Annotated in this window: 24 protein-coding genes; 5 read left to right on the top strand and 19 right to left on the bottom strand. The window is 74.0% G+C overall.

Translation table 11 applies throughout. The annotated features are described in order from the left end of the window. Nucleotides 1–125 precede the first annotated feature (125 nt). The 8 genes from HNR61_RS50430 to HNR61_RS08000 all read right to left on the bottom strand — a co-directional run bounded on the left by HNR61_RS50430 (nucleotide 126) and on the right by HNR61_RS08000 (nucleotide 5,717). Nucleotides 126–182, bottom strand: coding sequence for a hypothetical protein (locus tag HNR61_RS50430; RefSeq protein WP_376770252.1), 57 nt, complete (start codon nucleotides 180–182; stop codon nucleotides 126–128). Further along, nucleotides 179–796: an alpha/beta fold hydrolase gene (locus HNR61_RS07970; RefSeq protein ID WP_182842481.1), complete on the bottom strand. Its 618-nt coding sequence runs from the start codon at nucleotides 794–796 to the stop codon at nucleotides 179–181. The genes HNR61_RS50430 and HNR61_RS07970 overlap by 4 nt, the downstream gene beginning before the upstream one ends. A 208-nt stretch (nucleotides 797–1,004) precedes the next feature. Continuing rightward, a complete protein-coding gene (locus HNR61_RS07975) occupies nucleotides 1,005–2,246 on the bottom strand; it encodes an alcohol dehydrogenase catalytic domain-containing protein (protein WP_246442359.1) in 1,242 nt (413 codons plus the stop codon). A gap of 101 nt (nucleotides 2,247–2,347) precedes the next feature. After that, on the bottom strand, nucleotides 2,348–3,169 hold the full coding sequence (locus HNR61_RS07980; RefSeq protein ID WP_220509130.1) for a class I SAM-dependent methyltransferase: 822 nt from the start codon (nucleotides 3,167–3,169) through the stop codon (nucleotides 2,348–2,350). A 55-nt stretch (nucleotides 3,170–3,224) separates the two neighbouring features. Continuing rightward, nucleotides 3,225–4,208, bottom strand: coding sequence for a hypothetical protein (locus tag HNR61_RS07985; protein WP_182842483.1), 984 nt, complete (start codon nucleotides 4,206–4,208; stop codon nucleotides 3,225–3,227). After that, a complete protein-coding gene (locus HNR61_RS07990; RefSeq protein WP_182842484.1) occupies nucleotides 4,205–4,702 on the bottom strand; it encodes a SigE family RNA polymerase sigma factor in 498 nt (165 codons plus the stop codon). Before HNR61_RS07990 ends, HNR61_RS07985 begins: the two co-directional genes overlap by 4 nt. 94 nt (nucleotides 4,703–4,796) lie before the next feature. Beyond that, on the bottom strand, nucleotides 4,797–5,315 hold the full coding sequence (locus HNR61_RS07995; RefSeq protein ID WP_182842485.1) for an SAM-dependent methyltransferase: 519 nt from the start codon (nucleotides 5,313–5,315) through the stop codon (nucleotides 4,797–4,799). 45 nt (nucleotides 5,316–5,360) lie between these two features. Beyond that, entirely contained in the window at nucleotides 5,361–5,717 is a 357-nt protein-coding gene (locus HNR61_RS08000) for an STAS domain-containing protein (protein WP_182842486.1), read from the bottom strand. A gap of 295 nt (nucleotides 5,718–6,012) precedes the next feature. On the opposite strand from HNR61_RS08000, the gene HNR61_RS08005 reads away from it, so the two are divergent. Next, on the top strand, nucleotides 6,013–8,463 hold the full coding sequence (locus HNR61_RS08005; RefSeq protein ID WP_182842487.1) for an ATP-binding protein: 2,451 nt from the start codon (nucleotides 6,013–6,015) through the stop codon (nucleotides 8,461–8,463). Nucleotides 8,464–8,479: 16 nt separating this feature from the next. Here HNR61_RS08005 and HNR61_RS08010 read toward each other — a convergent pair whose 3' ends face one another. Further along, nucleotides 8,480–9,856 carry an L-lactate MFS transporter gene (locus HNR61_RS08010; protein WP_182842488.1) on the bottom strand — a complete coding sequence of 459 codons (1,377 nt, stop codon included), beginning with the start codon at nucleotides 9,854–9,856 and terminating at the stop codon, nucleotides 8,480–8,482. 394 nt (nucleotides 9,857–10,250) lie between these two features. On the opposite strand from HNR61_RS08010, the gene HNR61_RS08015 reads away from it, so the two are divergent. Next, a complete protein-coding gene (locus HNR61_RS08015; RefSeq protein ID WP_245681897.1) occupies nucleotides 10,251–10,649 on the top strand; it encodes an ATP-binding protein in 399 nt (132 codons plus the stop codon). Between the two features lie 22 nt (nucleotides 10,650–10,671). Here the strand turns inward: HNR61_RS08015 and HNR61_RS08020 are convergent, their stop codons facing one another. The 7 genes from HNR61_RS08020 to HNR61_RS08050 all read right to left on the bottom strand — a co-directional run bounded on the left by HNR61_RS08020 (nucleotide 10,672) and on the right by HNR61_RS08050 (nucleotide 19,417). Beyond that, the gene (locus HNR61_RS08020; protein WP_182842489.1) at nucleotides 10,672–12,402 is read right to left on the bottom strand and encodes a pyruvate dehydrogenase; all 1,731 of its coding nucleotides are present in this window, start codon (nucleotides 12,400–12,402) and stop codon (nucleotides 10,672–10,674) included. A gap of 67 nt (nucleotides 12,403–12,469) precedes the next feature. Next, nucleotides 12,470–13,690, bottom strand: coding sequence for a DUF4032 domain-containing protein (locus tag HNR61_RS08025; RefSeq protein WP_220509131.1), 1,221 nt, complete (start codon nucleotides 13,688–13,690; stop codon nucleotides 12,470–12,472). A gap of 8 nt (nucleotides 13,691–13,698) precedes the next feature. After that, a complete protein-coding gene (locus HNR61_RS08030; protein WP_182842491.1) occupies nucleotides 13,699–14,991 on the bottom strand; it encodes an ABC transporter ATP-binding protein in 1,293 nt (430 codons plus the stop codon). A gap of 12 nt (nucleotides 14,992–15,003) precedes the next feature. Further along, nucleotides 15,004–15,837 carry a carbohydrate ABC transporter permease gene (locus tag HNR61_RS08035; protein ID WP_182842492.1) on the bottom strand — a complete coding sequence of 278 codons (834 nt, stop codon included), beginning with the start codon at nucleotides 15,835–15,837 and terminating at the stop codon, nucleotides 15,004–15,006. Continuing rightward, nucleotides 15,837–16,775: a carbohydrate ABC transporter permease gene (locus HNR61_RS08040; RefSeq protein WP_182842493.1), complete on the bottom strand. Its 939-nt coding sequence runs from the start codon at nucleotides 16,773–16,775 to the stop codon at nucleotides 15,837–15,839. The genes HNR61_RS08035 and HNR61_RS08040 overlap by 1 nt, the downstream gene beginning before the upstream one ends. Nucleotides 16,776–16,788: 13 nt before the next feature. Next, nucleotides 16,789–18,111 (bottom strand): extracellular solute-binding protein, encoded by a 1,323-nt coding sequence (locus HNR61_RS08045; protein WP_182842494.1) that lies wholly within the window; start codon nucleotides 18,109–18,111, stop codon nucleotides 16,789–16,791. A gap of 256 nt (nucleotides 18,112–18,367) precedes the next feature. Further along, nucleotides 18,368–19,417 (bottom strand): hypothetical protein, encoded by a 1,050-nt coding sequence (locus tag HNR61_RS08050; RefSeq protein WP_182842495.1) that lies wholly within the window; start codon nucleotides 19,415–19,417, stop codon nucleotides 18,368–18,370. 171 nt (nucleotides 19,418–19,588) lie between these two features. Between HNR61_RS08050 and HNR61_RS08055 the strand changes: the two genes are divergently transcribed. Then, nucleotides 19,589–20,638, top strand: a complete 1,050-nt coding sequence (locus HNR61_RS08055; protein WP_182842496.1) for a hypothetical protein — start codon at nucleotides 19,589–19,591, stop codon at nucleotides 20,636–20,638. A gap of 97 nt (nucleotides 20,639–20,735) precedes the next feature. Here HNR61_RS08055 and HNR61_RS08060 read toward each other — a convergent pair whose 3' ends face one another. Beyond that, a complete protein-coding gene (locus tag HNR61_RS08060; protein ID WP_182842497.1) occupies nucleotides 20,736–20,912 on the bottom strand; it encodes a DUF6243 family protein in 177 nt (58 codons plus the stop codon). A 244-nt stretch (nucleotides 20,913–21,156) separates the two neighbouring features. On the opposite strand from HNR61_RS08060, the gene HNR61_RS08065 reads away from it, so the two are divergent. Together HNR61_RS08065 and HNR61_RS08070 are read left to right on the top strand one after the other, a co-directional pair. Then, nucleotides 21,157–22,227, top strand: a complete 1,071-nt coding sequence (locus HNR61_RS08065; protein WP_182842498.1) for a quinone-dependent dihydroorotate dehydrogenase — start codon at nucleotides 21,157–21,159, stop codon at nucleotides 22,225–22,227. Nucleotides 22,228–22,326: 99 nt separating this feature from the next. Beyond that, a complete protein-coding gene (locus HNR61_RS08070) occupies nucleotides 22,327–23,520 on the top strand; it encodes a calcium:cation antiporter family protein (RefSeq protein WP_312897809.1) in 1,194 nt (397 codons plus the stop codon). Here the strand turns inward: HNR61_RS08070 and HNR61_RS08075 are convergent. Together HNR61_RS08075 and HNR61_RS08080 are read right to left on the bottom strand one after the other, a co-directional pair. Beyond that, entirely contained in the window at nucleotides 23,507–25,018 is a 1,512-nt protein-coding gene (locus HNR61_RS08075) for a DUF7059 domain-containing protein (protein WP_182842500.1), read from the bottom strand. The two genes, HNR61_RS08070 and HNR61_RS08075, sit on opposite strands and share 14 nt — an antisense overlap. 74 nt (nucleotides 25,019–25,092) lie before the next feature. Continuing rightward, nucleotides 25,093–25,941: an N-acetylmuramoyl-L-alanine amidase gene (locus HNR61_RS08080; protein ID WP_312897810.1), complete on the bottom strand. Its 849-nt coding sequence runs from the start codon at nucleotides 25,939–25,941 to the stop codon at nucleotides 25,093–25,095. Nucleotides 25,942–25,999: the final 58 nt, after the last annotated feature.

Genomic DNA, 25,999 nt, shown 5'->3' on the forward strand with positions numbered 1-25,999 from the left:
GCGCGGGGGGGGGGGGCCGGCGCCCCCCTGGGCGCGCCGGGGGCGCCCCCACGGGGGGGGGCGCCCCCCGGGGGGGGGGGGGGGGGGGCCCGGGGGCCCCCCCCCCCCCCCCGGCCCGGCGTGGATCAGGCGCAGGTCGTGCCGTTGGGCGGGACGGTGCCGTTCAGCAGGTAGCCGTTCACGTGCGTGCGGACGCACAGGTTCCTCTGAGGAGCTCACCGGCGCGCTGGTTGACCGTGGCGACGGTGCCCTCGCCTCCCGACTGCCGGGCCATCTCGGCGGCGAAGTTGTCGAACGCCTTCTGGAAGCCCTTGACCTGCTGGAGGGTGCCCTCCCTGGGCGTGACGGACGGGTCCGTGGCGGCGTCCAGGACGAGACGGCCGACCTTGCCGGGGTACTGGTGGGCGTAGTTCGCGCCCAGCCAGGTGCCGTAGGAGATTCCGAAGTAGTGCAGTTTCGCGTCGCCCAGCGCGCGACGCATGACGTCCATGTCGCGGGCGGTGTTCGCGGTGCTGACGTGCGGCGGGTAACGGCCGGAACGCGTCCGGCACTTCTGGACGTCGTTCCGCGCCTCCCTGACGAGCGCGTCCTCCTCCTGCGGCGTGTCCGGGCTGGCGTCGACGGTCGCGCCGGCGTCCTTCTCCTGGTCGGTCAGGCACCGCACGGGGATGCTGCGGCCGACGCCGCGCGGGTCGAAGCCGACCAGGTCGTAGCGGGTCCGAGGGGTGGCGTAGCCGCCGGCGAGCGCGCCCAGCGCGTCGATGCCGCCCCCGCCGGGGCCGCCGAAGTTGAACACCAGCGAACCGACGCGGGTGCTCTCCGGGCCGCTGGCTTTCAGTCGGATGAGGGCGATCTCGGCCTGTTCGCCGTCCGGTCTCGCGTAGTCGAGCGGGACCCTGAGCTTGGCGCACCGCGCCGTCCGCCCGGTCTGCGGCAGGTCGGCGCAGGGTGCTCAGGCGAGGGCGGGTGGTACGTAGCGGGCCGCGTTGTCGCGGACCTTCCTGTCACGCGCGGCGGGTTCCGCGGATCGGTCGGTGTCGACGAGGCCGCATCCGGCGAGCGGAGCGATCGCGGCCAGGGCCAGGGCCCGAGGGTGCGGTTCTTCGGCATGGTGTCGTCCCCCTTATGGGAGGGAGCAGACGAACGCGGGGGCGGAGCCGCCGAAGATCGCCGCCGATCGTGCGCGGACGGGGCCGATGAGTCCTCTGGGACCCCGGCGCCCGTTCCCCGTCAGCCGACGGTGAGGACCATGCGGAAGCGGCCGCGCCGCTGAGCATGCGCTGGTAGGCGTCGTTGACCTGGTCGAGCGGCAGGGTCTCGACCATGGGCCGGACGCCGGTCAGGGCGCTGAACGCCATGGTCTCCGCCACGTCCTGCGCGGTGCCGGACGGGTGGCCGTGGACGCTGCGGCTGCCCATGATCAGCGAGTGCGGGCTGATCCGGAGGGGCTCCGGGGTCGCGCCGAGCACGACCAGGCGGCCGCGGGGGCGGAGCCCGCCGACGGCGGCGCTCATGGCGTCGGAGCTGGCGGCCGTGCCGAGGACGATCCTCGCTCCGCCGAGCCGCTGGAGCGCCTCGGCCACGTCGTCCGCCGTGCTGTCGATGTAGTGGTGCGCGCCGAGCTGGCGGGCGAGGGGCTCCTTGTCGCGGCCCCGGGCGATGGCGACGGTCTCGTAGCCGAACCTGTTGGCGTACTGGACGCCCAGGTGGCCGAGGCCGCCGACGCCGAGGACCGCCACCAGGTCGCCGGGGTGGGCGCCCCCGTGCCGCAGGGCGTTGTAGGTGGTGGCCCCGGCGCAGCCGAGCGGGGCGGCCTCGGTCGCCGACAGGGCGTCGGGGACGCGGGCCAGCGCGGTGACCGGCGCGACCATCGCCTCGGCGAACCCGCCCTGGTAGGCCCAGCCGGGGACGCGCAGGTCCGCGCAGTCGATGAAGTCGCCCTGGCGGCAGGGCACGCAGTGCCCGCAGTGCCCGCCGAACCAGCCCACCTCGACCCGGTCGCCCACCCGCCAGCCGGTGACGCCCTCCCCCAGGGCGTCGACGCGTCCGGCGACCTCGTGCCCGGTGACCAGCGGGAACGGTGTCCCGGGGAACGCCCCGGCCACGAACCCCGCGTCGCTGCGGCAGATGCCCGCCGCCTCGACGGCGACGCGCACGTGGCCGGGGCCGGGCTCGGGCAGCTCCCGCTCGACGATCTCGAACTTCTCGCCCGGCGCGCTGACCTGGGCGACCCGCATGACGTTCATGGCTTCTTCCCTCCGTCGGGACGCTGGACGCGCGGAAGGCCGCGCTATATCAACGATACATGAAGTTATAGAGCGTTGATATATAGCGTTGTCCGGCGCGGTCAGAAGCGGTAGCGCAGGATGCGCCCGACGTCCCGGAAGCCGGGCAGGTGCTTCAGGATCCGCATCTGGACGCGGCCCGCCCGGGGCAGCTCCTCCACGCCCGGCATGTCGACGCTGCGCAGGTCGTCCAGCAGCGTCAGGCCGTCGTACCAGGACTCGATCACGTGGGGGTCGTCGACGCCCCAGTGCAGGGTCGCGCCCGCGTTGCGGACGGCCGGGACCAGCTTCTGGAGGCGGATGCCGAGCGTCCCGTAGACGTCGAAGCAGAGCCGGCCGCCGGGGAGGTGGAAGGTCAGGCGCTGGACCAGGCTCCTGACGTCCCGCTCGTGGAGGTACATCGTCAGCCCCTCGAACACGGCCACGGCGGGACGGTCGCCGGGGATCTCGTCGAGCCAGGCGGGGTCGGTCACCGACGCGGCGATCGTGCGGTGGTCGCCGGGCGGGCGGGGCAGGAGGCGTTCGCGCAGCTCGATGACGTCGGGCAGGTCGAGGTCGAACCACCGGGCCGTGGGCGGCGGGGCCACGCGGTGGGCGCGGGCGTCCAGCCCGCAGGCCAGGTGCAGCACGGTGGCGTCGGGGTGCGCCCGCAGGAACTCGGCGGTCCAGGTGTCGAGCAGGCGGGCCCGCAGCGCGACGCCCGCGGCGGTGACGGCGTTGATCCGCGTCCCGCGGAAGTCGTAGTTCAGGCGGCGGACGACGTCGGCGGCGATGGCGTCGCGCAGGATCGGGCGCCGGGCGCGGCTGTCCAGCGCCCGGCCGTACAGCGTGGCGAGCGCGGTCTCCTGCGCGCCGGTGAGGGAGGTGTGCTCGCGGTTCGTCACGAAGATCGGCATACCCCGCCCGCCGCGGCCGGACCGCGGCCGGGCGGGGGTGGCGTCATCCGGCCGGACGGACCCGCTCGATCCGGAGTTCCTTGTGGAGCCGGTCGGCCCAGCGCCGGTGCTTCTCCTCGGCGAGGAAGCGGACGGCGACGCCATCCCGGCAGACCTGCCAGCCGGTCAGTTCCATGTCGACCCGCGTGTCGGGGGCGCATCGGTCGACCCTGGCGACCTCCACACGGCGGTGACGGTGGTCGCGCTGGGAGGCCAGCGTCGGGCCGGAGCCCCAGACGTCGCCGCCGGTGAACTGGACGGCGACGAGACGGACGGGCGCGACGGCCTTGATCATCAGGTGGCCGCGAGCCGTCTCGCTCAGCTCCAGGGCACGGAAGAGGGTCCCCAGACGGGCCCAGGCCGAGGCGTCCGGAACCCCCTCGCCGACCGGGACGTACCAGTGGCCGACGCGGACGTACAGGCGCTCGGGCTTCCCCTCGTCCTCGAACTCGTCCTCGGCCTCCTCGGGATGCAGGACGGGCGGACTCAGCCAGATCTCCAGGGGGCGGCCGTTCCGGTCCGGAAGGGTGCCATGGAGGCGGGCTCCGGGCTTCAGGGAGGTGAAACCCGCGCAGCAGGTCGCGTCCTCCGGCACCTCGACTTCGCGGGACGGCATGAAGCCGAGGTGTGCCAGGGCCAGGTCCTTCGGGTAGCTGACATCCACCGCGGTGCCGTCGGGGAGTTCCAGGTACATGGTCTCCCTGCCGCCCGCCGAACGGGTCGGCGGGAAGAAGAAACTCTTGCCCGGAGGCGCCCCGCTCGGGGCGGGGGTCGGCCGGAGCACGGGAGGCTCGTCCCGGTCACCGGGCAGCAGGGCGAACGCCGCCAGGACCAGCGCGGCGACGGCGGTCAGGGCCGTGGCGGCGCGGTGCCGGCGGCGGCGGACGCGGGAGGTGCGCAGGGCGCGTTCGCGCAGGTCGGTGGGTCCCGCGCGGTCGGCGAGGGCGTGCAGGTCGGCGCGGAGCCGGTCGAGGTCCAGGTCGTTCATGTCCGGTTCGTCTCCTGGTTCGTCGGTTCGGCCAGCAGCGCGCGCAGCCGGACCAGCCCCCGGGCGGTCTGGCTCTTGATCGTTCCGACCGAGCAGCCCAGCAGCGCCGCCGTCTCGGCCTCGCTGCGGTCCTCGAAGAACCGCAGCACGATCACCGCGCGCTGCCGGGGCGCCAGCCGCAGCAGGGCGCGGCGCAGGTCGACGCGGTCGTCGGGGGACGCGCCGGCGGGCGAGGCGCGGCCGGCGGCGCGGTCCAGGGTCGTCTCGGTGAAGCGGCGGCGCTGCCACCGGCGCACCTGGAGGTGGTACATGACCTTGCGGGTGTAGGCGTCGGCGTTGCCCGCGCGTTCCAGCCGCCGCCACGCGCCGTGGGTGCGGGCCAGCGCCGTCTGCACGAGGTCCTCGGCCAGGTGCTGGTCACCGGTCAGCAGGTACGCCGACCGCAGCAGCGCGGGCGTTCGCGCCCGCACGAACTCCTCGAATTCATCGTCCATCCACGGCCCTCCGTCGTTCCGGCGATCGTGTAGATACGCCCGGAACGCCGGAAGGTTGCCTCGCCCCGTCCGGAAAGTGCGGAGGGCTGGACGGTCAGCGGCCGATGACGCACAGCAGCGGCCGGGAGGACGTCTCGGTGAGGGTCGTCGTCTCCAGGCCGTGGTCCGCCAGTGCCGCGCCGACTCGGGTTGCCAGCTCGGTGGTGCGGGAGGCGTCGGGGGGCTCGTAGAAGAGGTAGAGGGCCCCGCCGGGCTTCAGCCATGCCTTGATCAGGTCGAGTTCGGGCTGCGGGGAGCGGGTCCAGAACAGGTTCACGTTCACCGCGAAGACCTTGTCGAAGCGGGTCTCCGGGGGCAGGTCGAGCCGGTCCGGGGTGGCGGCCCGCAACGTCGCCCTGCCGGCGGCGACATGGGCGGCGTTGCGCCGCTCGGCGCGGGTGATCGCGGTCTCGGACCGGTCGACGGCCAGGATGTGCCCCCGGTCGAGCCGCCGGCAGACGAGATCGACCGCGACGCCGTGGCCGCAGCCGATCTCCAGGAGCCGGTCGTCGGGAGCGACGTCCAGGGTCTCGACCGCCCAGCGGAGACGTTCGGGGACCGGTGTGACCGCCATGAGGGGAAATTACCCGGAAACCGGGCTCCGGTCAGCGTTTCGGGATCAGGACAGCGCCGCGCGGGCCGCCGCCAGGTCCTCGAAGCAGGGCATGGCGGAGGTCAGGCCGAGCAGCCCGCACACGGTGCGGGCCGGTCCGCCCGCGGGCAGCACCAGATGGACGGCGATCCCCGCCCGCGCCGCGCGGGCGTGGACGCGGGCCAGCGCCTCGGCCCCGGTGGAGTCGCAGAACCGGGTGCCGCTCAGGTCCAGGACCAGCGCCGGGGGCCCGTCGGCCAGCCGGGCGCAGAGCTCGGACCGGAGCGCGGCGGCGTTGACGAGGTCGATCTCCGCGGGGAGGACGGCCACCAGCGTGCCGTCGTCGTCGCGGTAGCGCGGAGGGTCGATCGTGGTCAGGTGCATGCGGAGCCTCTTCGCCCACGAGGAAGGGGGGGAAGCGGCCGCGCTGTTGGACCACGTCCGGAACGCGTCGGCGTCCAGGGTTCCACCAGGATGAGCGGATGGCCTCCGTTCCGTCAACCCACCGCGCACATCCGGTGACGCCATGCTTTGACCACCCCTTTCGATAGCCGTCTCCAGAAAGCGCTTGACCTGCGAAGACAGCCCTGGCCAGGCTGAGGGGACCGCCCTCGGCCGCCATGCGCACCGGATGCGGACCGAGCGGACGGCAGGCGTCAGGCGTGCGGAAGCGGTGGGGATGAGCGGTGCGACGGCGGAGGGGCTGTTCGGCGGGTCGGATCCGACCAGCGCGCTGGCCAGGGGGGTCGACTGGGCGGCGACGCCGCTCGGCCCGGTGGCGGGCTGGCCCGGCGAGCTGCGCGCGGCGATCCGGACCGTGCTGCCCTCGCGGGTCCCGATGGCGCTGTGGTGGGGCCCCGAGCTGGTGCAGCTCTACAACGACGCCTTCGCGCCGTTCCTCGGCGACAAGCACCCGGACGCGATGGGCCGGCCCGCCGCCGAAAGCTGGTCGGACGTGTGGGAGCAGGTCGGGCCGAGGGCGGCGGGCGTGCTGGCCGGGCGCGGCGCGACGTTCGACGACGACCTGCTGCTGTTCATGAACCGGCACGGCTACCGGGAGGAGACCTACTGGCGGTTCTCCCACAGCCCGGTCGCGGCGGCCGGCGGCCGGGTCCTGGGGGTCTTCGTGGCGACCACCGACACGACCCGGCGGGTGCTGACCGAACGGCGGCTGCGCACGGTGCGCGGCCTCGGCTCGATCCGGGCGGTCCGCGCCGCCGGGGACGCCGGCGCGGTCGTCGGGACCTGCCGGGCGGCGGTCGCCGAACTCGGCCGGGAACCGCGCGACATCCCGTTCGCGCTGGCCTACCTGGCCGACGCCGACCGGCCGGGCCGCCCGCCGCGGGTCCGGCACGCCGCCTCGCACGGGGTGCCGCGCCCGCCCGAGGGGGCGCTGCACGAGGCCGTGCTGCGGGCCGCCGCGACCGGCGCGGCCGAGACGGTGACCGGGCTGCGCGCGGAGCTGGCCCCGGTGTTCCGGCCCGGCGCCGCCGGGGACGGCACGGACGACGGGACGGTGCCGGACGCCGCGGTGGCGCTGCCGCTGGCCGCCGGGGGCCGCACCTTCGGGGTGCTGGTGCTGGGCGTCAGCCCCTGCCGCGCGCTGGACGCCGAGTACCGGCTGTTCTTCGAGGTGGCCGCCGAACGGGTCGCGGTGACCGTCGCCGACGCGCTCGCCTACCAGTCCGAACGCCGCCGCGCCGAGTCCCTGGCCGAGCTGGACGAGGCCAGGACGCGGTTCTTCCAGAACATCAGCCATGAGTTCCGCACGCCGCTCACGCTGCTGCTGGGGCCGCTGCGGGCGGCGCTGGACGACCCCGGACCGCCGGAGCGGCGGGAGGCGCTGAGTGCCGCGTACCGGGCGGCGCTGCGGCTGCGGCGGCTGGTGGACACGTTCCTGGAGGTGGCGCGGGCGGACGCGGCGCGGCTGCGCGCCGAGCCCGAGCCCACCGACCTGGCGGCGCTGACCGCCGACTGCGCGGGCATGTTCCGGTCCGCCGCGCAGCGCGCGGGGCTGCGGCTGGTGGTGGACGCGCCGCCGCTGTCCGCCCCGGTGCCGGTGGACCGCGAGATGTGGTCGAAGATCCTGCTGAACCTGCTGTCCAACGCGGTCAAGTACACCCGCGAGGGGACCGTCACCGTGCGGCTGCGGGAACGCGGGGACCGCGTCGAGCTGACCGTCGCCGACACCGGGGCGGGCATCCCCGCCGACGAGCTGCCCCACGTCTTCGACCGGTTCCACCGGATCGCGGGCACCGCCGGGCGCAGCCGGGAGGGGTCGGGCATCGGGCTGTCGCTGGTGGCGGACCTGGCCCGGGCGCTCGGCGGCGAGGTGACGGCGGCCAGCGCGGTGGGCGAGGGAAGCGCGTTCACCGTCCGGATCCCGCGCGGCGCCGCCACCGGCGCGGCGCGTCCGCTGGAGTCGGTCGCCGGGACGGCCGAGCCGTTCGCGGCCGAGGCGCTGCGCTGGACCGCCGCCGACCCGGTCCCGGCGCGGCCCGCCGACCCGGACGCGCCGTGCGTCCTGCTCGTCGAGGACGACCCCGACATGCGCGCCTACCTGCTGCGGCTGCTGACCGGGGAGGGGTGGGGGGTCATGACCGCCTGCGACGCGGACGGCGCGCTGGCGATCGTCCGCGCCGAACGCCCCGCCCTGGTGCTGTCGGACGTGATGCTGCCCGGCCGCGACGGCCTGGCGCTCGTGGCGGAGCTGCGCGCCGACCCGGAGCTGAACCGGATCCCGATCGTGCTGCTCACCGCGCGGGCGGGCGGCGAGGCGGCGGTGGAGGGGCTGCGGCGCGGCGCCGACGACTACGTGACCAAGCCGTTCTTCCCCGACGAGCTGCTCGCGCGGGTGCGGGTGCACCTGGAGGCGGCGCGGCTGCGCGAGGCGCTGGCCGCGGCCCGGGAGCGGCGGATCGGGAACCTGGAGTCGGCGCTGGACACCCGCGCCACGATCGGGCAGGCCGTCGGGATCGTGATGGCGCGGCGGCGGTGCGGGCCGGACGAGGCGTTCGCGGAGCTGACCCGCGTGTCGCAGCACCGCAACGTCAAGCTCCGCGACCTGGCGGGCGAGATCGTGCGGACGGTCAGCGGATCGGCCGGGACGCGCCGCGTCCGCGACTCCTAGCGCGGGCCGGCGCCGGTCAGCGCGCGAACGCGGCGGCGCTCGGCATCCGCCGGGCGCGGCCCCGCAGCGCGCGGCGGCCCGGCGGCCGGGTCAGGCCGGGCAGCGCCGTCGCCGCCAGCACGATCACCGCGAGGCTGGTGAACGCGCCGCCGTAGGAGCCGCCCGCCGCCAGCGACGCCACCAGCAGCGGGCCGACCACTCCCCCGACGCTCCAGGCGATGTTCATCAGCCCGTAGATGGCCCCGGCGTTGGTGAGGCCGAAGAAGTCGCCGACGGTCGCGGGCATCACCGCGTACCCGCCGCCGAAGTTCGCGAACACCACGGCGGCCAGCGGGATGAACAGCAGCGGCGTGGTGGCGTGGGGGGCCAGCAGCAGCGCCGCGCCCATCAGCGCCAGGATCAGAGTGAAGATCCGCATGCGGCCGTGGCGTTCCGACAGCCAGCCCCACAGGATGCGGCCCGCGCCGTTGAACAGCCCCATGAACCCGGTGAGCGCGGCGGCGGCGCCCGGTCCCATGCCGGTGATCGCGACGGCCGCGCCCGCGGTGACCGCGACGAAGCCGATGCCCGCGACGGTGTTGAGCGTCAGCATCGCCGTCAGCAGGTACCACTGCCGGGTCCGCAGCGCCTCCCGGAGCGTGAAGTCGCCGCGCCCGCCCGGCTTCGGGGCGGCCGGGGGCGGGTTCCGGAACAGCAGCGCGCCCGCCGTCGTGGCGACCAGGTAGCAGAGCCCGAGCGGCAGGAACGCCTCGGTCGGCGTCTGCCGGTGGGCGTCCACCAGGCCCTGCGCCAGCGGCGAGGTGAGCACCGCGCCGAACCCGAAGCCGCCGACCGCGACCCCGGTGATCAGGCCGCGCTTGTCGGGGTACCACTTCTGGAGCATCGCGACCGGGACGATGTAGGCGACCCCGAGGCCCAGCCCGCCGACCACCCCGAACGACAGCAGCATCCACCAGAGCTGGTCCCGGCCCGTGGCCAGCGACGCCAGCATCGTGCCGGTCGCGTACAGCACGCCGCCGAGCAGCGCCGCCGCGCGCGGGCCGCGCCGGTCCTGGAGCCGCCCGCCCAGGTAGGTGCCCACGAACACCACGCCGATCGCCACCGAGAACGGCAGCACGGCCTGGGACCGCGACAGCCCGAAGGCGGTGCCGGGCTCCTGGAGCGCCCGGGCGAGGACGCTCCAGGAGTAGATCCCGCCCAGCGACGCCTGGAACAGCACCGCCCCGCACGCGATGGCCAGGCGCGGCGGCCCGGCGGCGTGCGCGGGACGGCGGTGCCGGCCCGGCGCGCGGCGCGGCGGGCGCCGGGCCGCGTGCCCCGGCGCGGCGGCGCGTCCCGGCGGGGCCGCGGACGGCCGGGGGCGTTCCCGCACGAGCGTCGCGCCGTACCCCATCGATCGACCACCTCACCGAACCGTCTCCGCCTGAGGTGGGAGACGGCCACCCAGCGATCACATCGATCACCGAATGTAACCGCCGCCGGGTGGGCTGCCGGGCTGCGGAACGCCAAGCGGGCGCAGTGCTTTCCCCCGGGTGTGCACGCTGCCGGTAGATCACCGGACCGCCGCCCGGGGCCCGTTCCCCCGGGTTTCCCGGGCCTCCGGTGGCCATGCCGCCACCGCATGGTCCACAAAAGGTCAAGATCAATGTTCCCAGTGCGTTGCCCCATCACCGAATGTCAGTGAATGATTGCGTTGCGCATCAGCTCTCTCTGTGTGGTGATCTCGTGACTCTCCGCTTGACCGACCTCGCCCCCGACCGCGGCCTGCCCGGTGGGAGGGCCCCGGCATGACCGCGGCGATGCAGCGGCTCGGGGAACCCCTCACGTTGGCCCGGGACCGGCGGGCGGGACAGGCCGCCCGGCGGACCGTGCGGGAGCGCGCGGCCGAGGTGGTCGCCGATCCCGACCTGCTGGACGACGTGGAGTTGATGGCCGCCGAGGCGATCGCCAACGCGGTGCTGCACGGGACCGGCCTCATCCGGGTCACCGTCGTGGTGGTGGCCGGGGACGGCCGCCGCCTGCGGGTGGAGATCCGCGACGACGGTCCCGCCGGGGTGGACGCCGACCTGCGGCGCCGCGGCGACCACGGGCGGGGGCTCTCCGTCATCGACGCCCTGGCCGCCGAGTGGGGGCTGGAGCAGTCGCCCCGGGCCACGCACCTGTGGTTCGAGGTCGTCCTGCCCTAGCCGGACGGCGCGGCGCCGCGTCCTACGGCCGGGGCACGTTGCGCAGGTTGGCGCGGGCCATGTCGAGCATCTTGCCGACGCCGCCGTTCAGCACCGTCCGGCCCGCCGCCAGCGCGAACCCGCGGACCTGCTCGGCGGTGATGTGCGGCGGGATGGACAGCGCGTCGGGGTCGGTGACGACGTCCAGCAGGAACGGGCCGCGCGAGTCCAGCGCGGTGGTCAGCGCGTCGCGGACCTCGGCGGGCTTCTCGACGCGCGCCGCGGGGATGCCGCACGCCTGCGCGATGGCGGCGTAGTCCACGTGCTCGTGGTCGGTCTCGTGGGACGGCAGCCCGTCGACCATCATCTCCAGCTTGACCATGCCGAGCGAGGAGTTGTTGAACACGACCGTCTTGACGGGCAGGTCGTGCAGCTTCACCGTCAGCAGCTCGCCCATCAGCATGCCGAGGCCGCCGTCGCCGGACAGGGACACCACCTGCCGGTCGCGGTCGGCGAGCTGCGCGCCGATGGCGTGCGGCAGGGCGTTGGCCATGGAGCCGTGCCGGAACGAGCCGAGCACGCGGCGGCGGCCGTTGGGGGTGAGGTAGCGGGCGGCCCACACGTTGCACATGCCGGTGTCCACGGTGAACACCGCGTCGTCGGCGGCGAGGTCGTCCAGGACGGCGGCGACGTACTCGGGGTGGATCGGGACGTGCCGGGCGATGTCGTGCGTGTAGGCGCCCACGACCTTCTCCAGGAGCCGGGCGTGCTCCCTCAGCATGGCGTCCAGGAACGCGCGGTCCCCCTTCTGCCGGATCCTCGGCAGGACCATCCGCAGCGTCTCGCGGACGTCGCCGTGCACCGCCAGGTCCAGCGGGGTGCGGCGGCCCAGGCGGGTGGCGTCGTGGTCGATCTGCACGGTGTTCCGGCCGGGGAGGAAGTCCTCGTAGGGGAAGTCCGTGCCCAGCAGGACCACCAGGTCGGCCTCGTGCATGGCCTTGTGGCAGGCGCCGTAGCCGAGCAGGCCGCTCATGCCGACGTCGTAGGGGTTGTCGTACTGGATCCACTCCTTGCCGCGCAGGGAGTGGCCGATCGGCGACAGCGCCCTGCCGGCCAGCTCCATGACCTCGGCGTGGGCGCCGCGCACGCCCGCCCCGGCGAACAGCATGACCTTCTCGGCCGCGTCGAGGCGTTCGGCGAGCGCCGCGACCTGGTGCTCGGGCGGCCGGACGACGCCCGGCCCGCCCGGCAGGACGGTGCGGCGGGTGGGCCCGGCGTCGAGCTGGGCGACGTCGCCGGGCAGGACCAGCACCGACACGCCGCCCCCGCCGAGCGAGGTCTGGATCGCGTGCTCCAGCAGCCGGGGCATCTGTCCGGCGTTGCTGATCATCTCGCAGTAGGAGCTGCACTCCTCGAAGATCTTCTGGGGGTGGGTCTCCTGGAAGTAACCGGTGCCGATCTCCGCGCTGGGGATGTGCGAGGCCAGCGCCAGCACGGGCGCGCCGGAGCGGTGCGCGTCGTACAGACCGTTGATCAGGTGGGTGTTGCCGGGCCCGCAGCTGCCCGCGCAGACCGCCAGGCGTCCGGTCGTCTGCGCCTCGGCGGCGGCGGCGAACGCGCCCGCCTCCTCGTGCCGGACGTGGACCCACTCGATGCCGTCGGTGCGGCGCACGGCGTCCACGACCGGGTTGAGGCTGTCGCCCACCACCCCGTAGACGCGCTCGACCCCCGCGTGGCGCAACACCCGGATGAACTGCTCAGCGATGGTCCCCATGATCCGGAAAGTGCCCGGAAGGTCCCCGCTCAACCTCGTGGCCTGCTGTGATCCCCCCAACGCCGGGTCAGGGTTCGATCAGGTCCTCGGGGACCGTGGGCAGGACGGAGCGGCAGTAGTCGCGCGCCGCCTCGGTGGTGCCGACGTCGCGGCCGGTCTTCTCCGACAGGAACCAGCGGTGCTCCAGCACCTCGTGGAACAGCTCCACCTCGTCCAGCCGGCCGCGCAGCTCCTCGGGGATCGACCGGACGACCGGCTCGTAGACCTCGGCGAGCCACCTGTTGGCGGCGACGACCTCGGGGACGGGGTGCCCGGCCTCCCGCTCCAGCCAGCCCCGGTAGGAGGCGATGTCGTTGAGGAGGCGGCGGGCCTGGTTCTCCTCCGTCTGGAGGCCGGTGCGGGCGAACAGGATGCGGCGGTGGTGGCCGGGCTCGGCGACGCGGGTCCGGACGCGCAGGCGGCTGCCGCCGTCGCCCTCGTCGGTGGCGACGAGCTCGACCTCGTCCACGTCGAAGCCGAGGGCGTTGATGCGGCGGAGCCGTTCGGCGATGCGGTAGCGCTGCTCCTCGGGGCGGATGGTCTCCTCGCGGGTCAGCTCGTCCCACAGCGCGGCGTAGCGGCGGACGGTGTCGTCGGCGACCGCGACCGGGTCCACCTCCGGCGGCAGCGTTCCGGCGGCCATCAGGTCGAACAGCTCGCCCGCGATGCGCTCGCGGGCCAGGTCCACGTCGTAGTGGCGCTGCCCCTCGCTCAGGGAGGGGTGCAGCTCGGCGGTCTCGGCGTCCACCAGGTAGGCGGAGAACGCGCCCGCGTCCATGCGGAACAGCACGTTCGACAGCGAGCAGTCGCCCCACATGAAGCCCGCCAGGTGCAGCCGGACCAGCAGCTCGACCAGCGCGTCCAGCAGCCGGTCGGTCGGCTGGCCGCCGCGCGGGCGCGCGAACAGCGCCCGGTAGGAGGTGGAGGAGTCCAGGAACCGGGTGACCAGGATCGCGTCCAGGTCGCCGGGCCGGTCCACGACCGCGCCGGTCACCTCGACGGCCGGGACGCCGAGCTCGCGCAGGCGGCGCAGCAGCCGGTACTCGCGGCGGGCGAGGCGGTCGGCGAGCTCCTTGAGCGCGTAGACCTCGCCGCCCTCGGACACGAACCGCACCACGTGCCGGGACAGGCCGCGCTGCCGGATCTCCACCAGGCGGTCCCCGGTCGTGGCGGGGGTCCACTCCGCCAGGGGTTCCCGCCAGGGGAGGTCCAGCAGCCCGGCCGCCGACTCCCCCGGCGGGGTGAACACGAAGTGCATCATCCGGAGGGGGACTCGCCGGCCTTCGCCTCGGGCCGGCCGTTGCCGTTGCCGTTGCCGTCCTGCTGGGCGCGGCGCTGCGCCTCGCGCGCCCGGTCGGCGTGGCGGCCGAGGGCGGCGACGCGCTCCTCGTCGCGGGTGAGGTTCTCGCCGGTCGCCGGGTCGAAGATGTGGAGCTTGCCGGTGTCGATCCACAGCTCGGCCTCGTCCCCGGCCGTGATGAGGCTGGCCGCGTCGAGCGCGACCACGGCCTGGGTGCGCAGCTGGTCGCTGTCCAGCTCGCGGGACAGGTCGCGCAGCTGGCCGGCCAGGTCCGCGGGGGCCTCGTAGGGGACGTAGGCGTACTGCTCGTTGCCGAGCCACTCGGTGACGTCCACCCGCACCCGGACGGTCGCGCCGCGCTGCCGCTTCTCGGCCGAGACCAGCTCGGCGTCCTCGAAGTCCTCCGGCCGGATGCCCACCAGCACGACCTGCCGGTCCCCGGCGGCCTCGGCCTTGCGCGGGTCGTCCAGCGGGACGCGGCCGAGCGGGGTGTCCAGGTGGGTGCCGTCGAACGACGCCGGCAGGAAGTTCATCGACGGCGACCCGATGAACCCGGCCACGAACAGGTTGACGGGCTGCTCGTACAGCTCGCGCGGGCTGCCGACCTGCTGGAGCACGCCCTTGCGCAGCACCGCCACGCGGTCGCCGAGGGTCATCGCCTCGGTCTGGTCGTGGGTGACGTAGACGGTGGTGACGCCGAGCCGGCGCTGCAACCGGGAGATCTCGGTGCGCATCTGGCCGCGCAGCTTGGCGTCCAGGTTCGACAGCGGCTCGTCGAACAGGAACGCGTCGGCCTGCCGCACGATCGCCCGGCCCATCGCGACGCGCTGCCGCTGGCCGCCCGACAGGTTGGCGGGCTTGCGGTCCAGGTGCTCGGTCAGCTCCAGCACCTCGGCGGTCTCGCGCACGCGGCGGTCGATCTCCTCGTTGGGCTTCTTGGCCAGGCGCAGCGGGAACGCGATGTTCTCGTACACCGTCAGGTGCGGGTACAGCGCGTAGTTCTGGAACACCATCGACAGGTTGCGCTCGCGCGGCGCGACCTGGTTGACGACGCGGTCGCCGATGCGCATCTCGCCGGAGGTGATGTCCTCCAGCCCGACGATCATGCGGAGCAGGGTCGACTTGCCGCACCCGGACGGCCCGACCAGGATCATGAACTCGCCGTCCTGGACGTCCAGGGACACGTCCCGCACGGCCTTGAAGCCGTCGCCGTACTCCTTGACGATGTTCTTCATGGTGATGGCGGCCATGCCGGCTCCCCTTTATCCCTTGACGGCGCCGGACGTCAGCCCGGCCACGATGCGGCGCTGGAACAGCAGCACGATGACCACGACGGGGATCGTCACCACCACGGCGGCGGCGCAGATCGCGGTGGTGGGCTGCTCGAACTGCGACTCCCCGGTGAAGAACGCCAGCGCGGCCGGGACCGGCCGGGCGTTGCCGGTGGAGGTCAGCGAGATCCCGAACACGAAGTCGTTCCAGCAGAAGAAGAACGTCAGGATCGCGGCGGTGAACACGCCGGGCGCCGCCAGCGGAACGATCACCTTGCGGAACGCCTGCCAGGTCGTCGCCCCGTCCACCTGCGCGGCCTGCTCCATCTCCCAGGGGATCTCCCGGAAGAAGGCCGACAGGGTCCAGATCGCCAGCGGCAGCGCGAACGAGATGTAGGGGATGATCAGGCCCGGCCAGGTGTCGTACAGGCCGATGTCGCGCCACAGGTTGAACAGCGGCCCGACCAGCGACACCACCGGGAACATCGCGATGGCCAGCGCGAACGACAGGATGATCTTCTTGCCGGGGAAGTCGAGGCGGGCGATGGCGTAGGCGACCAGGGTCGCGAACACCACCCCGACGAACGTGGCGATCAGCGAGATGCCGATCGAGTTGATCAGTGCCGAGGTGAACAGGTCCGTGGAGAAGACCGTGCGGTAGTTCTCCCACGTCCAGTCCCGGGGGAAGAACTTGGGGGCGTTGCCGATCTCGCCCGGCTGCTTGAAGGACAGCATCACGATCCACAGGATCGGGAAGACCGTCCAGATCAGGATCAGGGCCGTGGCGATGATCCACAGCACCCGGGAACGGCCCGACTCGCGCATCAGCGGTCACCCCTCACCTGGGACAGGTCCACCCGGAACCCCTTGATGAAGATCGCGGCGATGATCACCACGGACAGGAACAGCAGCACCCCGACGGCGTTGCCCAGACCGATCGCGGTCCGGGTGATGGTCTGCTGGTAGGTCAGGAACGACAGCGTGGCCGTGTCCTCCTGGCCACGCGTCATGACGAAGACGTTGTCGAACAGCCGCCAGGCGTCCAGGGTGCGGAACAGCACCGCCACCATGATCGCGGCCTTCATGTTGGGCAGGATGACCCGCCACAGCCGCTGCCAGGCGGTGGCGCCGTCCACGGTGGCGGCCTCGGTGAGGTCGCGCGGCACCTGCGCCAGCCCGGCCAGCAGCAGCAGCGCGATGAACGGCGTGGTCTTCCAGATCTCCGACAGGATGATCACGAACAGCGCGGCCCAGCGGTCGGAGAACCAGGCGAAGTCGCCGAGGCCGAACCAGGGGTTGACGAACCCCGACTGCAGGTCGAACGCGTACCGCCAGGCGAACGCCGAGATGACGGTGACGATGCCGTAGGGCAGCAGGATCGAGGTGCGCAGGGTGCGGCGGGCGAAGATCGCCCGGTGCATCACCATCGCCAGCGCGAACCCGATCACCAGCTCGACCGCGACGGTGATCAGGGTGATGAGGAAGGTGGTGAAGACGTTCTGCCAGAACAGGCCGTCCGACAGCGCGGTGGCGTAGTTGCCGAGACCGACGAAGCGGCGGTCGTCGGGGGCGGTGAGCCGGTAGCTGAACAGCGACAGGTACACCGCGTTGAACAGCGGGTAGCCCGTCACCAGCAGCATGACGATCACGGCGGGGGCCGACAGCAGCAGGCCGAGGCGGCGTTCGGCCCGGCTCCGGTCGGTGATCTTGGCGCGTCCGGTGCGGGCGCGGGGCGCGGGGGCGGTTTCGAGTCCGACGCTCATGGTGCACCTGCCCTCACAGCAGCGCCTGGTCGCGCAGGACCTGGCGGACGAAGTCGGCGGAACGGCGCGGCGTGCTCTCGGGGTTCACCGAGGCGGGCGGGTGCCAGCGACTCTGGATCGCGCCCGACACGTCGCCGTAGTACGGGGTGATGGGCCGGGGGGCGGCCGCGTCGATGGACTCGCGGATCAGCTTGGCCATCGGGAACTCTTTGTTGATCTCGGGGTCGTCGTAGACGGCGCGGCGGGCCGCCGGGTTCCCCGAGTCGATCATGTAGAACTTCATGTTCTCGGTGGAGGTGATGCACTTGACCGCGTCCACCGCGAGGGCCGGGTGCTTGCTGAACGCGCCGATCCCCAGCTCGATCCCGCCGAACGGGGGCTGGCTGGGCTGGTCGGCGCGGACCTTCGGGTAGCGGGCCCAGCCGATGTCGGCGGGGATGCTCTTGTCGATCACGCCGTCCTTGGCGTCGCCGTTCTCGGCCCGCCAGATGTAGCCCCAGTTGACCATGAAGCCGCCGTTGGGGGCGTTGAACAGCGAGCGCGCCTGCTCCTCGATGTCGGTGGACAGCGACGGGCTGGCCGCCCGGGACCGGGCGAGCTTGCCGATGACGCGCGCCGCCTCCCGGCCCGCCGGGGAGTCGATCTCGATGGTGGCGTCGTCGCCCTTCTCGGCGCTGCTGATGATGCGTCCGCCCGCCGAGGCGACCAGGGCGTTGACCCACACCATGTAGCCCTCGTACTTGTTGCCCTGCGCGCCGACGGTGACGCCCGAGCGGACGGCGGCGTCGATCATCTTGTCCCAGGTGAAGTCGGGCGCGTTCGGGTCGACGCCCGCCTTCCGCGCGGCGGACTTGCGGTACCAGAGGAGCTGCGTGTTGGCCCAGAACGGGGCGGCGTAGAGCCGGCCCTCCCAGGTGGAGTTCTCGACGGCGGGCTGGAAGACGTCCTGGACGAACTGGCCCTTCTCCTGCTCGCCGAACGGGCGCAGGAAGCCGGCGTTGGCGGCCTCGGCGACGAACACCGGGTCCAGGCTCATGATGTCGAGGCCGGAGTCCTTGGCGGCCAGCCGCCGGACGAGCTGCTCGCGCTGCTGGGTGGCGTCGTTGGGCAGCACCGAGGTCTGGATGCGGTACCTGCCGCCCGCCGCCTGGGTGCACTTGGCCGCGAGCTTGGCCTGCCCGCCGGAGTCGGGGTTGGTGTACCAGGTCAGCGTGGGGACGCCGCCGCCTCCGCCGCACGCCGCCAGTCCGCTGGCCAGCAGGGCCAGTGCCGCCGTGGCACGGGCCGCCCGCCAGGCGGGTCCGCGCCGCCCGCCCTTCCTCGCTCCCTCGACCATGGGCCCTCCCGAAACCTCCCACCACCTGCGGGTACGGTCTGCTCCGGGCCGCATGCGTGGCGGGACCGATCTCCATCAGAACATCGGTCCTTTGGGCTGTCGAGACACGTTTTGTGCACGGTGCGAAAGAAGAAACCCATCGGTCACAACAGTCACGCCCGAAACATGATCAAGGGGTGACCGAAAATAAGGGAGCGGCGTGCCGTCCCGTCGCGGGACGGGGAGGGGCGGCACGCCGCTCGGGGAGGAGGGCCGGTCAGTAACCCCCGTAGCCGTCGCCCCCGCCCTGGCCGCCGGGGGCCGTGGTGATCTTCTTGCCCTGCGGGGAGACGACCCACCAGACGTTCTGGACGGCCTGGCCCTTGGTGTCGCCCGCCTCGGCGTCCTTGGCGAAGTAGTACATGGGCCAGCCGTTGATGAGCAGCTGGCACTCGCCGGGCTTGCCGTCCTTGCGCTCGATGAAGCTCACCAGGCTGCGGTCCACGCCCTCGACCTTGAGCTTCTTGAAGCCGTTGAAGCGGACGATCGGCCACTTGGCGCGGCAGTCGCCGAAGCAGTTGCTCACGCGCGGCCGGTCCTTGTCGAAGCGGTACATCGTGCGGCCCTTGCCGTCCGTCACGATCATGCCGAGCCGGGGGTCCCGGCGGACCTTGATGGTGGTCCAGCCGGCCCAGCCGCCGTTGCCGCCCTGCTCGCCGTCCTGCTCGCCGCCCTGCTGCCGCTCGCCACCCTGGCGCTGCTCGCCCCCGCCCTCGTTCTGCTGCTCCGCCTTCTTGGCGGCGGCCTTCTTGCCGTTGGGGGCGGCGGCGAACCAGGTGCCGTTCACGCCCTGCCCCTTGACGTCGCCGGGGCTGGCGTCCTTGGCGTAGCGGTACAGCGGCCAGCCGCCGAGCGTCACCTGCCACTGCCCGTCGGGACGCCTGACCTTGCCGACCAGGTTCTGGTCGACGCCGTCGACCTTCGGCTCCGCCTTGCCGACCATCACCGGCGGCCACGCCTTGGCGCACGCGTCCTCGCAGGAGGAGGCGGACGGGCGGGCGGTGTCCTTGTCGAAGCGGTAGAGGGTGCGGCCCTCGCCGTCGGTGACGACCTTCCCGAGCTTGCCGACGCTCGCCACCTCCAGCGCGGTCGTCGCCGCGACGGGCTCGGAGCCCGCGTCCTGCCGCGGGGCGGCCGGGTCCTGCTTGAGCCCGGCCGAGGTATTGGTCTGCCGTCCGGTGTCCTGTTGCTGCCCGCAGGCGGTGACCAGCACCCCGGTCGCGGTCAGGGCGGCCGCCGCGGGGATCGCCCAACGTGGGATGTGCATGTCGTCTCCTCCGTGTCGGTTCGTCGATCGAGGGGGAGCGGCCGCACCGCTCTCTCGGATCGACGGGCAGTACGGGGCCCGCGGGGCGGCGGGTTCAACCCGCCCCCCGGCGGAACCTCCGCGACCGGCCGGACGTCTCACAGGGACGGACGCGGCGGCGGGAGGCGGGACGTGACGGTGCGGGAGCGGGCTCCGGTGACCCTGGAGAAGCCCTCGGGACCGCACGCGGAACCCGCCCGGCCGAGCGGCTCCCCCTGGGTGATGGTCCCGGCGCGCGTCGTGGCGCTGCTGGTGGTCGTGCCGGTCCGGCTGGCCTGGGAGGCGCTGCGGGCGGTCGTGCGGTCGCCGCTGTGGCTGGGCCGGACGGCGGGACGGCTGCTGGCACGGGCCGGACGCTGGCTCCACGCCCGCGCGCTGCGCCCGGTCGGGGGGTTCCTCGCGTGGCTCGGCCGGGGCGTGGGGGCGGGCCTGTCCTGGTGCGGGCGCGGGATCGCCTGGGTGTGGGACCGGACGGTGGTCGTTCCGCTGCGGTGGCTGCTGGTCACCGTGCTGTGGGGCGCGCTGAGGCTGTTCGGGCGGGGCTCGGGCAGGCTGGGCCGCTGGATCTGGCGGAACCTCCTCGTCCCGCTCGGCCGCGTGCTGAACGCCGTGCTGGTCCGGCCGCTGGCCGCGCTCCTGACGGGGATCGGATGGCTGCTCGGCGGGGCCGGGCGGATCATCGCCGCCGCCGCCGACTGGCTGCTGAACGTCCTGGTCGTCGTGCCCGCGACGGCGCTGTGGCGGTACGCGCTCGCCCCGCTGTTCCGGGGGCTGGGCCGGATGGGCCGGACCACCGGCCGGTTCCTGGCGGTCTGCTGGCACGCGTTCGCCGCCGCCCTCGCCTGGTCGTGGCGGACCACAGGCACGGTGCTGTACTGGCTGGCCAGGGTGCTGCTCGTGCTGCCCGCGACGGCGGTGTGGCGCTATCTGCTGCGCCCGCTGTGGCTGGGTTTCGCGTGGGCGTGGCGGATCGTGGGGCGCGGGCTGCGCTGGGTGTGGCGGACGCTGCTGGTGGCCCCGGGCCGCTGGGTCCGGGACGCGGTGCTGCGCCCGGTGTGGCGCGGGACCGCGGCGACGTGGCGCGTCCTGGTCAGCGAGCCGCTGCGCTGGTGCCGCGGCGTCGCCCGCGACACCGGCCGCGAGGTGCGCGCCCAGGTCCGGCAGATGTTCGGCCGGGCCTGACGGGCCCCGGCGGCGCCGCGGCGGCCGACCTCTCCGGTCCGGAACAGGCCGAAGGCCCGGCCGTGGTCGCGGAGCCGGGCCTTCGGTGTCGGATGGGTCAGGACTTGCGCTCGTCGCGGGCGGTGCGCTCCCGCATCCTCCGCAGGAGTTCGCGCCTGGCCTCCTGCTGGTCGGCGGCGTCGCCCGGCCGGGCCCCGCCGCCGCGCAGCTCCCGGCGCGAGATCTTCTTGCGCTGGCCGCCGACGCCCAGCAGTCCGTTGTGCTTCCTGGCCACGATGGGCTCCCTCATGTCGGGTGGGTCTCGGATCTCGGCGTCTCCGGCCCGGCCCGTGGGAGCGGACGTCAGATGGCGATCACGCTCCGGCCGGGCCCGGACCGGTGCGGTCGCGGTGGATGCGCTGCGGCAGCGGCCACCCGCAGGCGGCCAGAGCGTGGATCAACATGCCGCCCACGGTAGGTGGCCGCCCGACGGGGCTCAACCGGTTTTCCGGTGGGGGCGTCTGGGATACTCGGCGTTGATGTATCGACTTCTGTTCTCCCTGGTCATTTCGCGGGTCTCGGCGGAGACCGCGCACCACTGGACGATGCGCGGGCTGCGGCTGGTGCAGGCCGTCCCGGGGGCCGCGCCCGCGCTGCGGCGCGCGCTGCTGCCCCGCGACCCGGCGCTGCGGGTGCGGGCGTTCGGGCTGGAGTTCCCCGGGCCGCTCGGGCTGGCCGCCGGGTTCGACAAGGACGCGGTGGCGTTCGAGGCGCTGGGCGCGTTCGGGTTCGGGCACGTCGAGATCGGGACGCTGACCGGGCAGCCCCAGCCGGGCAATCCGAAGCCCCGGCTGTTCCGGCTGCGGGCCGACCGGGCCGTCATCAACCGGATGGGCTTCAACAACTCCGGGTCGGCGGACGCCGCGCGGCGGCTGGAGCGGCGCGGGTCCGGCGTGATCGTCGGCGTCAACATCGGCAAGACCAAGGTCGTGCCCGAGCAGGAGGCCGTCGGCGACTACGTGCTGAGCACCGAGCGGCTGGCCCGCCACGCCGACTACCTGGTGGTGAACGTCTCCTCCCCCAACACCCCCGGCCTGCGGAACCTCCAGGCCGTGGAGCACCTGCGGCCGCTGCTGGCGGCGGTGCGGGAGGCCGCCGACCGCGTGTCGCCGCGCCGGGTGCCGCTGCTGGTGAAGATCGCCCCGGACCTGGCCGACGAGGACGTCGACGCCGTCGCCGACCTCGCCCTGGAGCTGGGCCTCGACGGCATCATCGCCACCAACACCACGATCGCCCGCGAGGGGCTGTGCAGCCCCGCCGAACTGGTCAAGGAGACCGGGGGGCTGTCGGGCGCGCCGTTGCGGGACCGGTCGCTGGAGGTCCTGCGGCGGCTGCGGGCGCGCGCCGGGGACCGGCTCGTGCTGGTCTCCGTCGGCGGCGTCGAGACCGCCGACGACGTGTGGGAGCGCGTCCGCGCCGGGGCCACGCTCGTGCAGGGCTACACGGGGATGATCTACGGCGGGCCGCTGTGGGCGCACCGGGTGCAGCGGGACCTGGCGCGGCGGCTGCGCGGCAGCGCGTTCCGGACGCTGGAGGAGGCGCGCGGCTGAGCCCTCCGGGGCGCCGGGGCTGGTGATCTTTGCGTTTCGGCGGGTGTCGGTTGGGGCGCGCGGCGGGATCTGCCCCTTATGGCGCTCTCTCGGAGAACGGTGGCGACCCGGGTGGCCGCGGCGCTGGTCGTGGCCGCGCCCGCCGTCGTGCTGCGGCTGGCCGGGGCGCACCTCGCTCCGGTCGCCGCGATGCTGGTCTTCGGGGCGGGCGTGTGCGCGGCCGCGGTGATCCTCATGTGGGCCGCCGAGACGGCGCGGGCCGACATGTCGGGGGCGCTGGCGCTGGCCCTGCTGGCGCTGATCGCGGTGCTGCCCGAGTACGCGGTCGACCTCTACTACGCCTACCGCGCCGGGTCCCGGCCCGAGTACGCCGCCTACGCCGCCGCCAACATGACCGGCGCGAACCGGCTGCTGGTCGGCGTCGGGTGGGCGCTGGTCGTGCTGGCGTTCACGCTGGGGACGCGGCGGCGCGCGCGGGACGGCGTCCCGGTGGAGCGGCGGGACGTGCGGCTCGGGCGCGACCACCGGATCGAGCTGGGGTTCCTGGCGCTGGCGGCCGTGGTGGCGTTCGTGCCCGCGCTGACCAACGAGATCGGCTGGTACGTCTCGATCCTCCTGATCGGCCTCTACGTGCTGTACATCGTGCGGATCTCCCGGCTGCACGGGGAGGGCGTGGAGGAGCTGGTCGGGGTCGCCGCGGAGCTGGTGCGGCTGCCGACCGCGCGGCGGCGGGCCGTGACCTGGGGCGGGTTCGCGCTGGGGGCGCTGGTGGTGTTCGCGGCGGCCGAGCCGTTCGCCGAGTCGCTGGTGGAGGCCGGGGCGGCGCTCGGGGTCGACGAGTTCCTGCTGGTGCAGTGGCTCGCGCCGCTGGCGTCGGAGGCCCCGGAGCTGATCGTGGCGGTGGTGTTCGCCTGGCGGCTGCGCGACTCCGACGCGATCGGCGCGCTGCTGTCCAGCAAGGTCAACCAGTGGACGCTGCTGATCGGGACGCTGCCCCTGGCCTACCGGATCGGCGGCGGTGAGTGGTCGCTGCCGCTGGACGGCCGGCAGACCGAGGAGGTGCTGCTGACCGCCGCGCAGACCGTGCTGGGGCTGGCGTTCCTGATCGACCTGTACTTCCGGCGCTGGGAGGCCGCGGTGCTGTTCGGGCTGTTCGCGGTGCAGTTCGTCCTGCCCGACCAGCACGCGCGGCTGGCGCTGTCGGCGGTGTACCTGGCCGTCGGGTTCTCGGTGCTGATCGCCCGGCGGGCCGCTCTGGGCCGGGCGATGGCACATGTCGTCAGCCCGCGATGACCTCGAAGAAGCCGTCGGCGACCAGTTCGGGCAGCACCGCGGCGGCGTGCGCGCGGACCTGGTCCTCGTCCAGCTCCATCAGCTGGGCGATCGCCGCCAGCAGCGGGCCGGGCGGCAGGGTGCCGTCCAGCACCCCGGCGAGCGCGGCCTCGACCGTGTGCACGCCCGCGACGCGCCGGAGCCGTCCGGTCTGGCGGAGCAGGATGCGTTCGGGGTCCTCCGCGCCGGGCGCGCCGACCTGTTCCTGGACGATCCCGGCGGCGACGCGCAGCAGCGCCGCGCCGAACGCGTCCCCCTGTGCACAGGCTGTGGAAAACTCCCCGGCGGCGGCCAGCCCGTCGAGCACGTGATCCACATACGCGCCGACCGGCTGGTCGACGCCGTGCCGCAGATCCTCGACGCGGATCGCGGGGTTCGCGGCGCCCGTCCGGCGGAGGGTGATCCAGCCGAATCCGACGCCCGTGACGCCCTGCTCCTCGAACAGCTCCAGCCACTCATCGTAACGGCGCAGGTACTCCGGGGTGCCCGTCTCGACCGAGTCCCGCAGCCACAGCTCGGCGTACTCGGCGGGGTCCTGGACGTCACGCTGGACGATCCACGCCTCGCAGCCGGACTCCTCCGCCCAGGCCCCGACGCGCTCCTCCCACGGCGTGTCGCGGGTGTGCAGCCAGTTGGCGAGAAGCTGGCAATGCCCCTGGTCAGCGAGCATCCGGGGGGCCTCGACGACCATCCGGCGGCAGAACTCGTCGCCCGGCATCCCCGACTCGCGGTACACGTACCGGGAGCCACCGGACGGAGCCACCACGAACGGCGGGTTCGACACGATCAGGTCGAAGCGGCGGCCCCGGACCGGCTCCAGGAGGGAGCCCTCCAGCAGTTCCGCGCCGTCGAGCCCGGACAGGGCGAAGCTCAGCGCCGCGAGCCGCAGCGCGCGCGGGTTCACGTCGGTGGCGGTGATGGCCGCCGGGCGGGGGCGGACGGCCGGGTCGGCGAGGTGCAGCGCCTGCACGCCGCAGCCCGTCCCGACGTCGAGAACGTTGTCCACAGGCCTGTGGACGACCAGCCGGGCCAGGCTCCCCGACGCGCCGCCGACGCCGACGACGTGGTCGGGCCGCAGCGGGGTGGCCGCGCCGGGCCGGGCCTTCAGATCCGAGACGGCGTAACCGACGTGGCCCGTCCCGGTGACCGACTCCAGCGGCTCCACGTGCAGCAGCGCCCGCAGCTCGCCGCCCGACTCCGCGGCGAGGCCCGCCGCCACCAGGTCCGGCGCGGCCTCCTGCAACGCGGCCACCGGCACCGGGACCTGGATCCAGAACAGCCGGGCCAGGGCCTCCAGCGGCGACCCGCCGCCGGTCGCGCGCAGCGCGGGCACGATCTCGTCGCGGGCCAGCGCCCCGCCCGCGACCGGGCCGAGCAGCCCGCGCACCCCCTCGACGGTGTAGCCCGCCCCCTCGAACGCGGCGCGGACCCGGCTCAGAACGTCAACATGATCGGACACCCGCCAATCCTGCCGCCTCCGCCGGTCCGGCCGGGCCGCTCACCGGTCGTGTGTCGTCGGGAGAAGCGGGGCCGTCAGGAGAAGTAGCGCCGCAACCCGTCCAGCAGCGACTCGGCGATCTTCTGGCGGAACCGGGCGCTGGACAGCTTGGCGGCGTCACCGGCGTGCTTCATGTTGCCGCACTCGATGAACACCTTGGGGACGCGCGACAGGTTCAGCCCGCCGAGGTCGTCGCGCGGGTCGAGCGCCTCGGTGCCCCGGTAGTTGGAGTAGGGGACCCCGGTGCCCTCGCGGTAGCCGTCGCGGATGGCCCGCCCGAGCCGCTGCGACGCGGGCACCGCCCTGGCGTTGAAGCCCTTCACCGCGACCGGCTCGATGATGTGGAACCCGTGCGAGGACGCGGACGCGCCGTCGGCGTGGATGGACAGCGCGGCGTCGGCGCCGGCGCGGTTGCCGATCTCGGCGCGCTCGTTGATGCAGGGCCCCACGCCGTTGTCGTCCGGGCGGGTCAGGACGACCTTCGCGCCCCGCTCCTTCAGCAGCCTCTCCAGCCGCTTGGAGACGTCCCAGGTGAAGGCGTGCTCGGGATACCCGGCCCTCGTCTCGGTGCCGGTGGTGTCGCACTCCTTGCGGCCGTTGCCGATGTCGACCTGCCGGTTGATGGCGGCGGGGTTGCGGGCGTTGCCGCCGTTGTGGCCGGGGTCCAGCACGATCGTCCTGCCCCGCAGCGCCCCGTCGTCGCGGCCCGGCGCGTCGCCGGTCCCGGCGGCCGGCGCGGACCGGCCGGTGGCGCGGGGCGGCTGGGCCGACTTGCCCTGCGGATCGTCGCCCTGGTCGAACGGGCCGCCTCCGCAGGCGGTCAACGCGCCCAGGGCGGCGAACGCCAGACCCACGGTCAGTGGGGCGCGGCGGTGGTTGCGCACAGGCCCGTTCCCTTCGTGACAAGTTCGTTATCGACCTTGCCAGTCTGCACACCCACCG

Source organism: Actinomadura kijaniata, from assembly GCF_014138665.1.
Classification (GTDB): domain Bacteria; phylum Actinomycetota; class Actinomycetes; order Streptosporangiales; family Streptosporangiaceae; genus Spirillospora; species Spirillospora kijaniata.

Bases quoted from the DNA above. Each gene is read 5' to 3' on its own strand.
- HNR61_RS07975 (WP_246442359.1), bottom strand. From the start codon at position 2,246: ATGAACGTCATGCGGGTCGCCCAGGTCAGCGCGCCGGGCGAGAAGTTC.
- HNR61_RS07985 (WP_182842483.1), bottom strand. From the start codon at position 4,208: ATGAACGACCTGGACCTCGACCGGCTCCGCGCCGACCTGCACGCCCTC.
- HNR61_RS07990 (WP_182842484.1), bottom strand. From the start codon at position 4,702: ATGGACGATGAATTCGAGGAGTTCGTGCGGGCGCGAACGCCCGCGCTG.
- HNR61_RS07995 (WP_182842485.1), bottom strand. From the start codon at position 5,315: ATGGCGGTCACACCGGTCCCCGAACGTCTCCGCTGGGCGGTCGAGACC.
- HNR61_RS08000 (WP_182842486.1), bottom strand. From the start codon at position 5,717: ATGCACCTGACCACGATCGACCCTCCGCGCTACCGCGACGACGACGGC.
- HNR61_RS08005 (WP_182842487.1), top strand. From the start codon at position 6,013: ATGAGCGGTGCGACGGCGGAGGGGCTGTTCGGCGGGTCGGATCCGACC.
- HNR61_RS08010 (WP_182842488.1), bottom strand. From the start codon at position 9,856: ATGGGGTACGGCGCGACGCTCGTGCGGGAACGCCCCCGGCCGTCCGCG.
- HNR61_RS08015 (WP_245681897.1), top strand. From the start codon at position 10,251: ATGACCGCGGCGATGCAGCGGCTCGGGGAACCCCTCACGTTGGCCCGG.
- HNR61_RS08020 (WP_182842489.1), bottom strand. From the start codon at position 12,402: ATGGGGACCATCGCTGAGCAGTTCATCCGGGTGTTGCGCCACGCGGGG.
- HNR61_RS08030 (WP_182842491.1), bottom strand. From the start codon at position 14,991: ATGGCCGCCATCACCATGAAGAACATCGTCAAGGAGTACGGCGACGGC.
- HNR61_RS08035 (WP_182842492.1), bottom strand. From the start codon at position 15,837: ATGCGCGAGTCGGGCCGTTCCCGGGTGCTGTGGATCATCGCCACGGCC.
- HNR61_RS08040 (WP_182842493.1), bottom strand. From the start codon at position 16,775: ATGAGCGTCGGACTCGAAACCGCCCCCGCGCCCCGCGCCCGCACCGGA.
- HNR61_RS08045 (WP_182842494.1), bottom strand. From the start codon at position 18,111: ATGGTCGAGGGAGCGAGGAAGGGCGGGCGGCGCGGACCCGCCTGGCGG.
- HNR61_RS08050 (WP_182842495.1), bottom strand. From the start codon at position 19,417: ATGCACATCCCACGTTGGGCGATCCCCGCGGCGGCCGCCCTGACCGCG.
- HNR61_RS08065 (WP_182842498.1), top strand. From the start codon at position 21,157: ATGTATCGACTTCTGTTCTCCCTGGTCATTTCGCGGGTCTCGGCGGAG.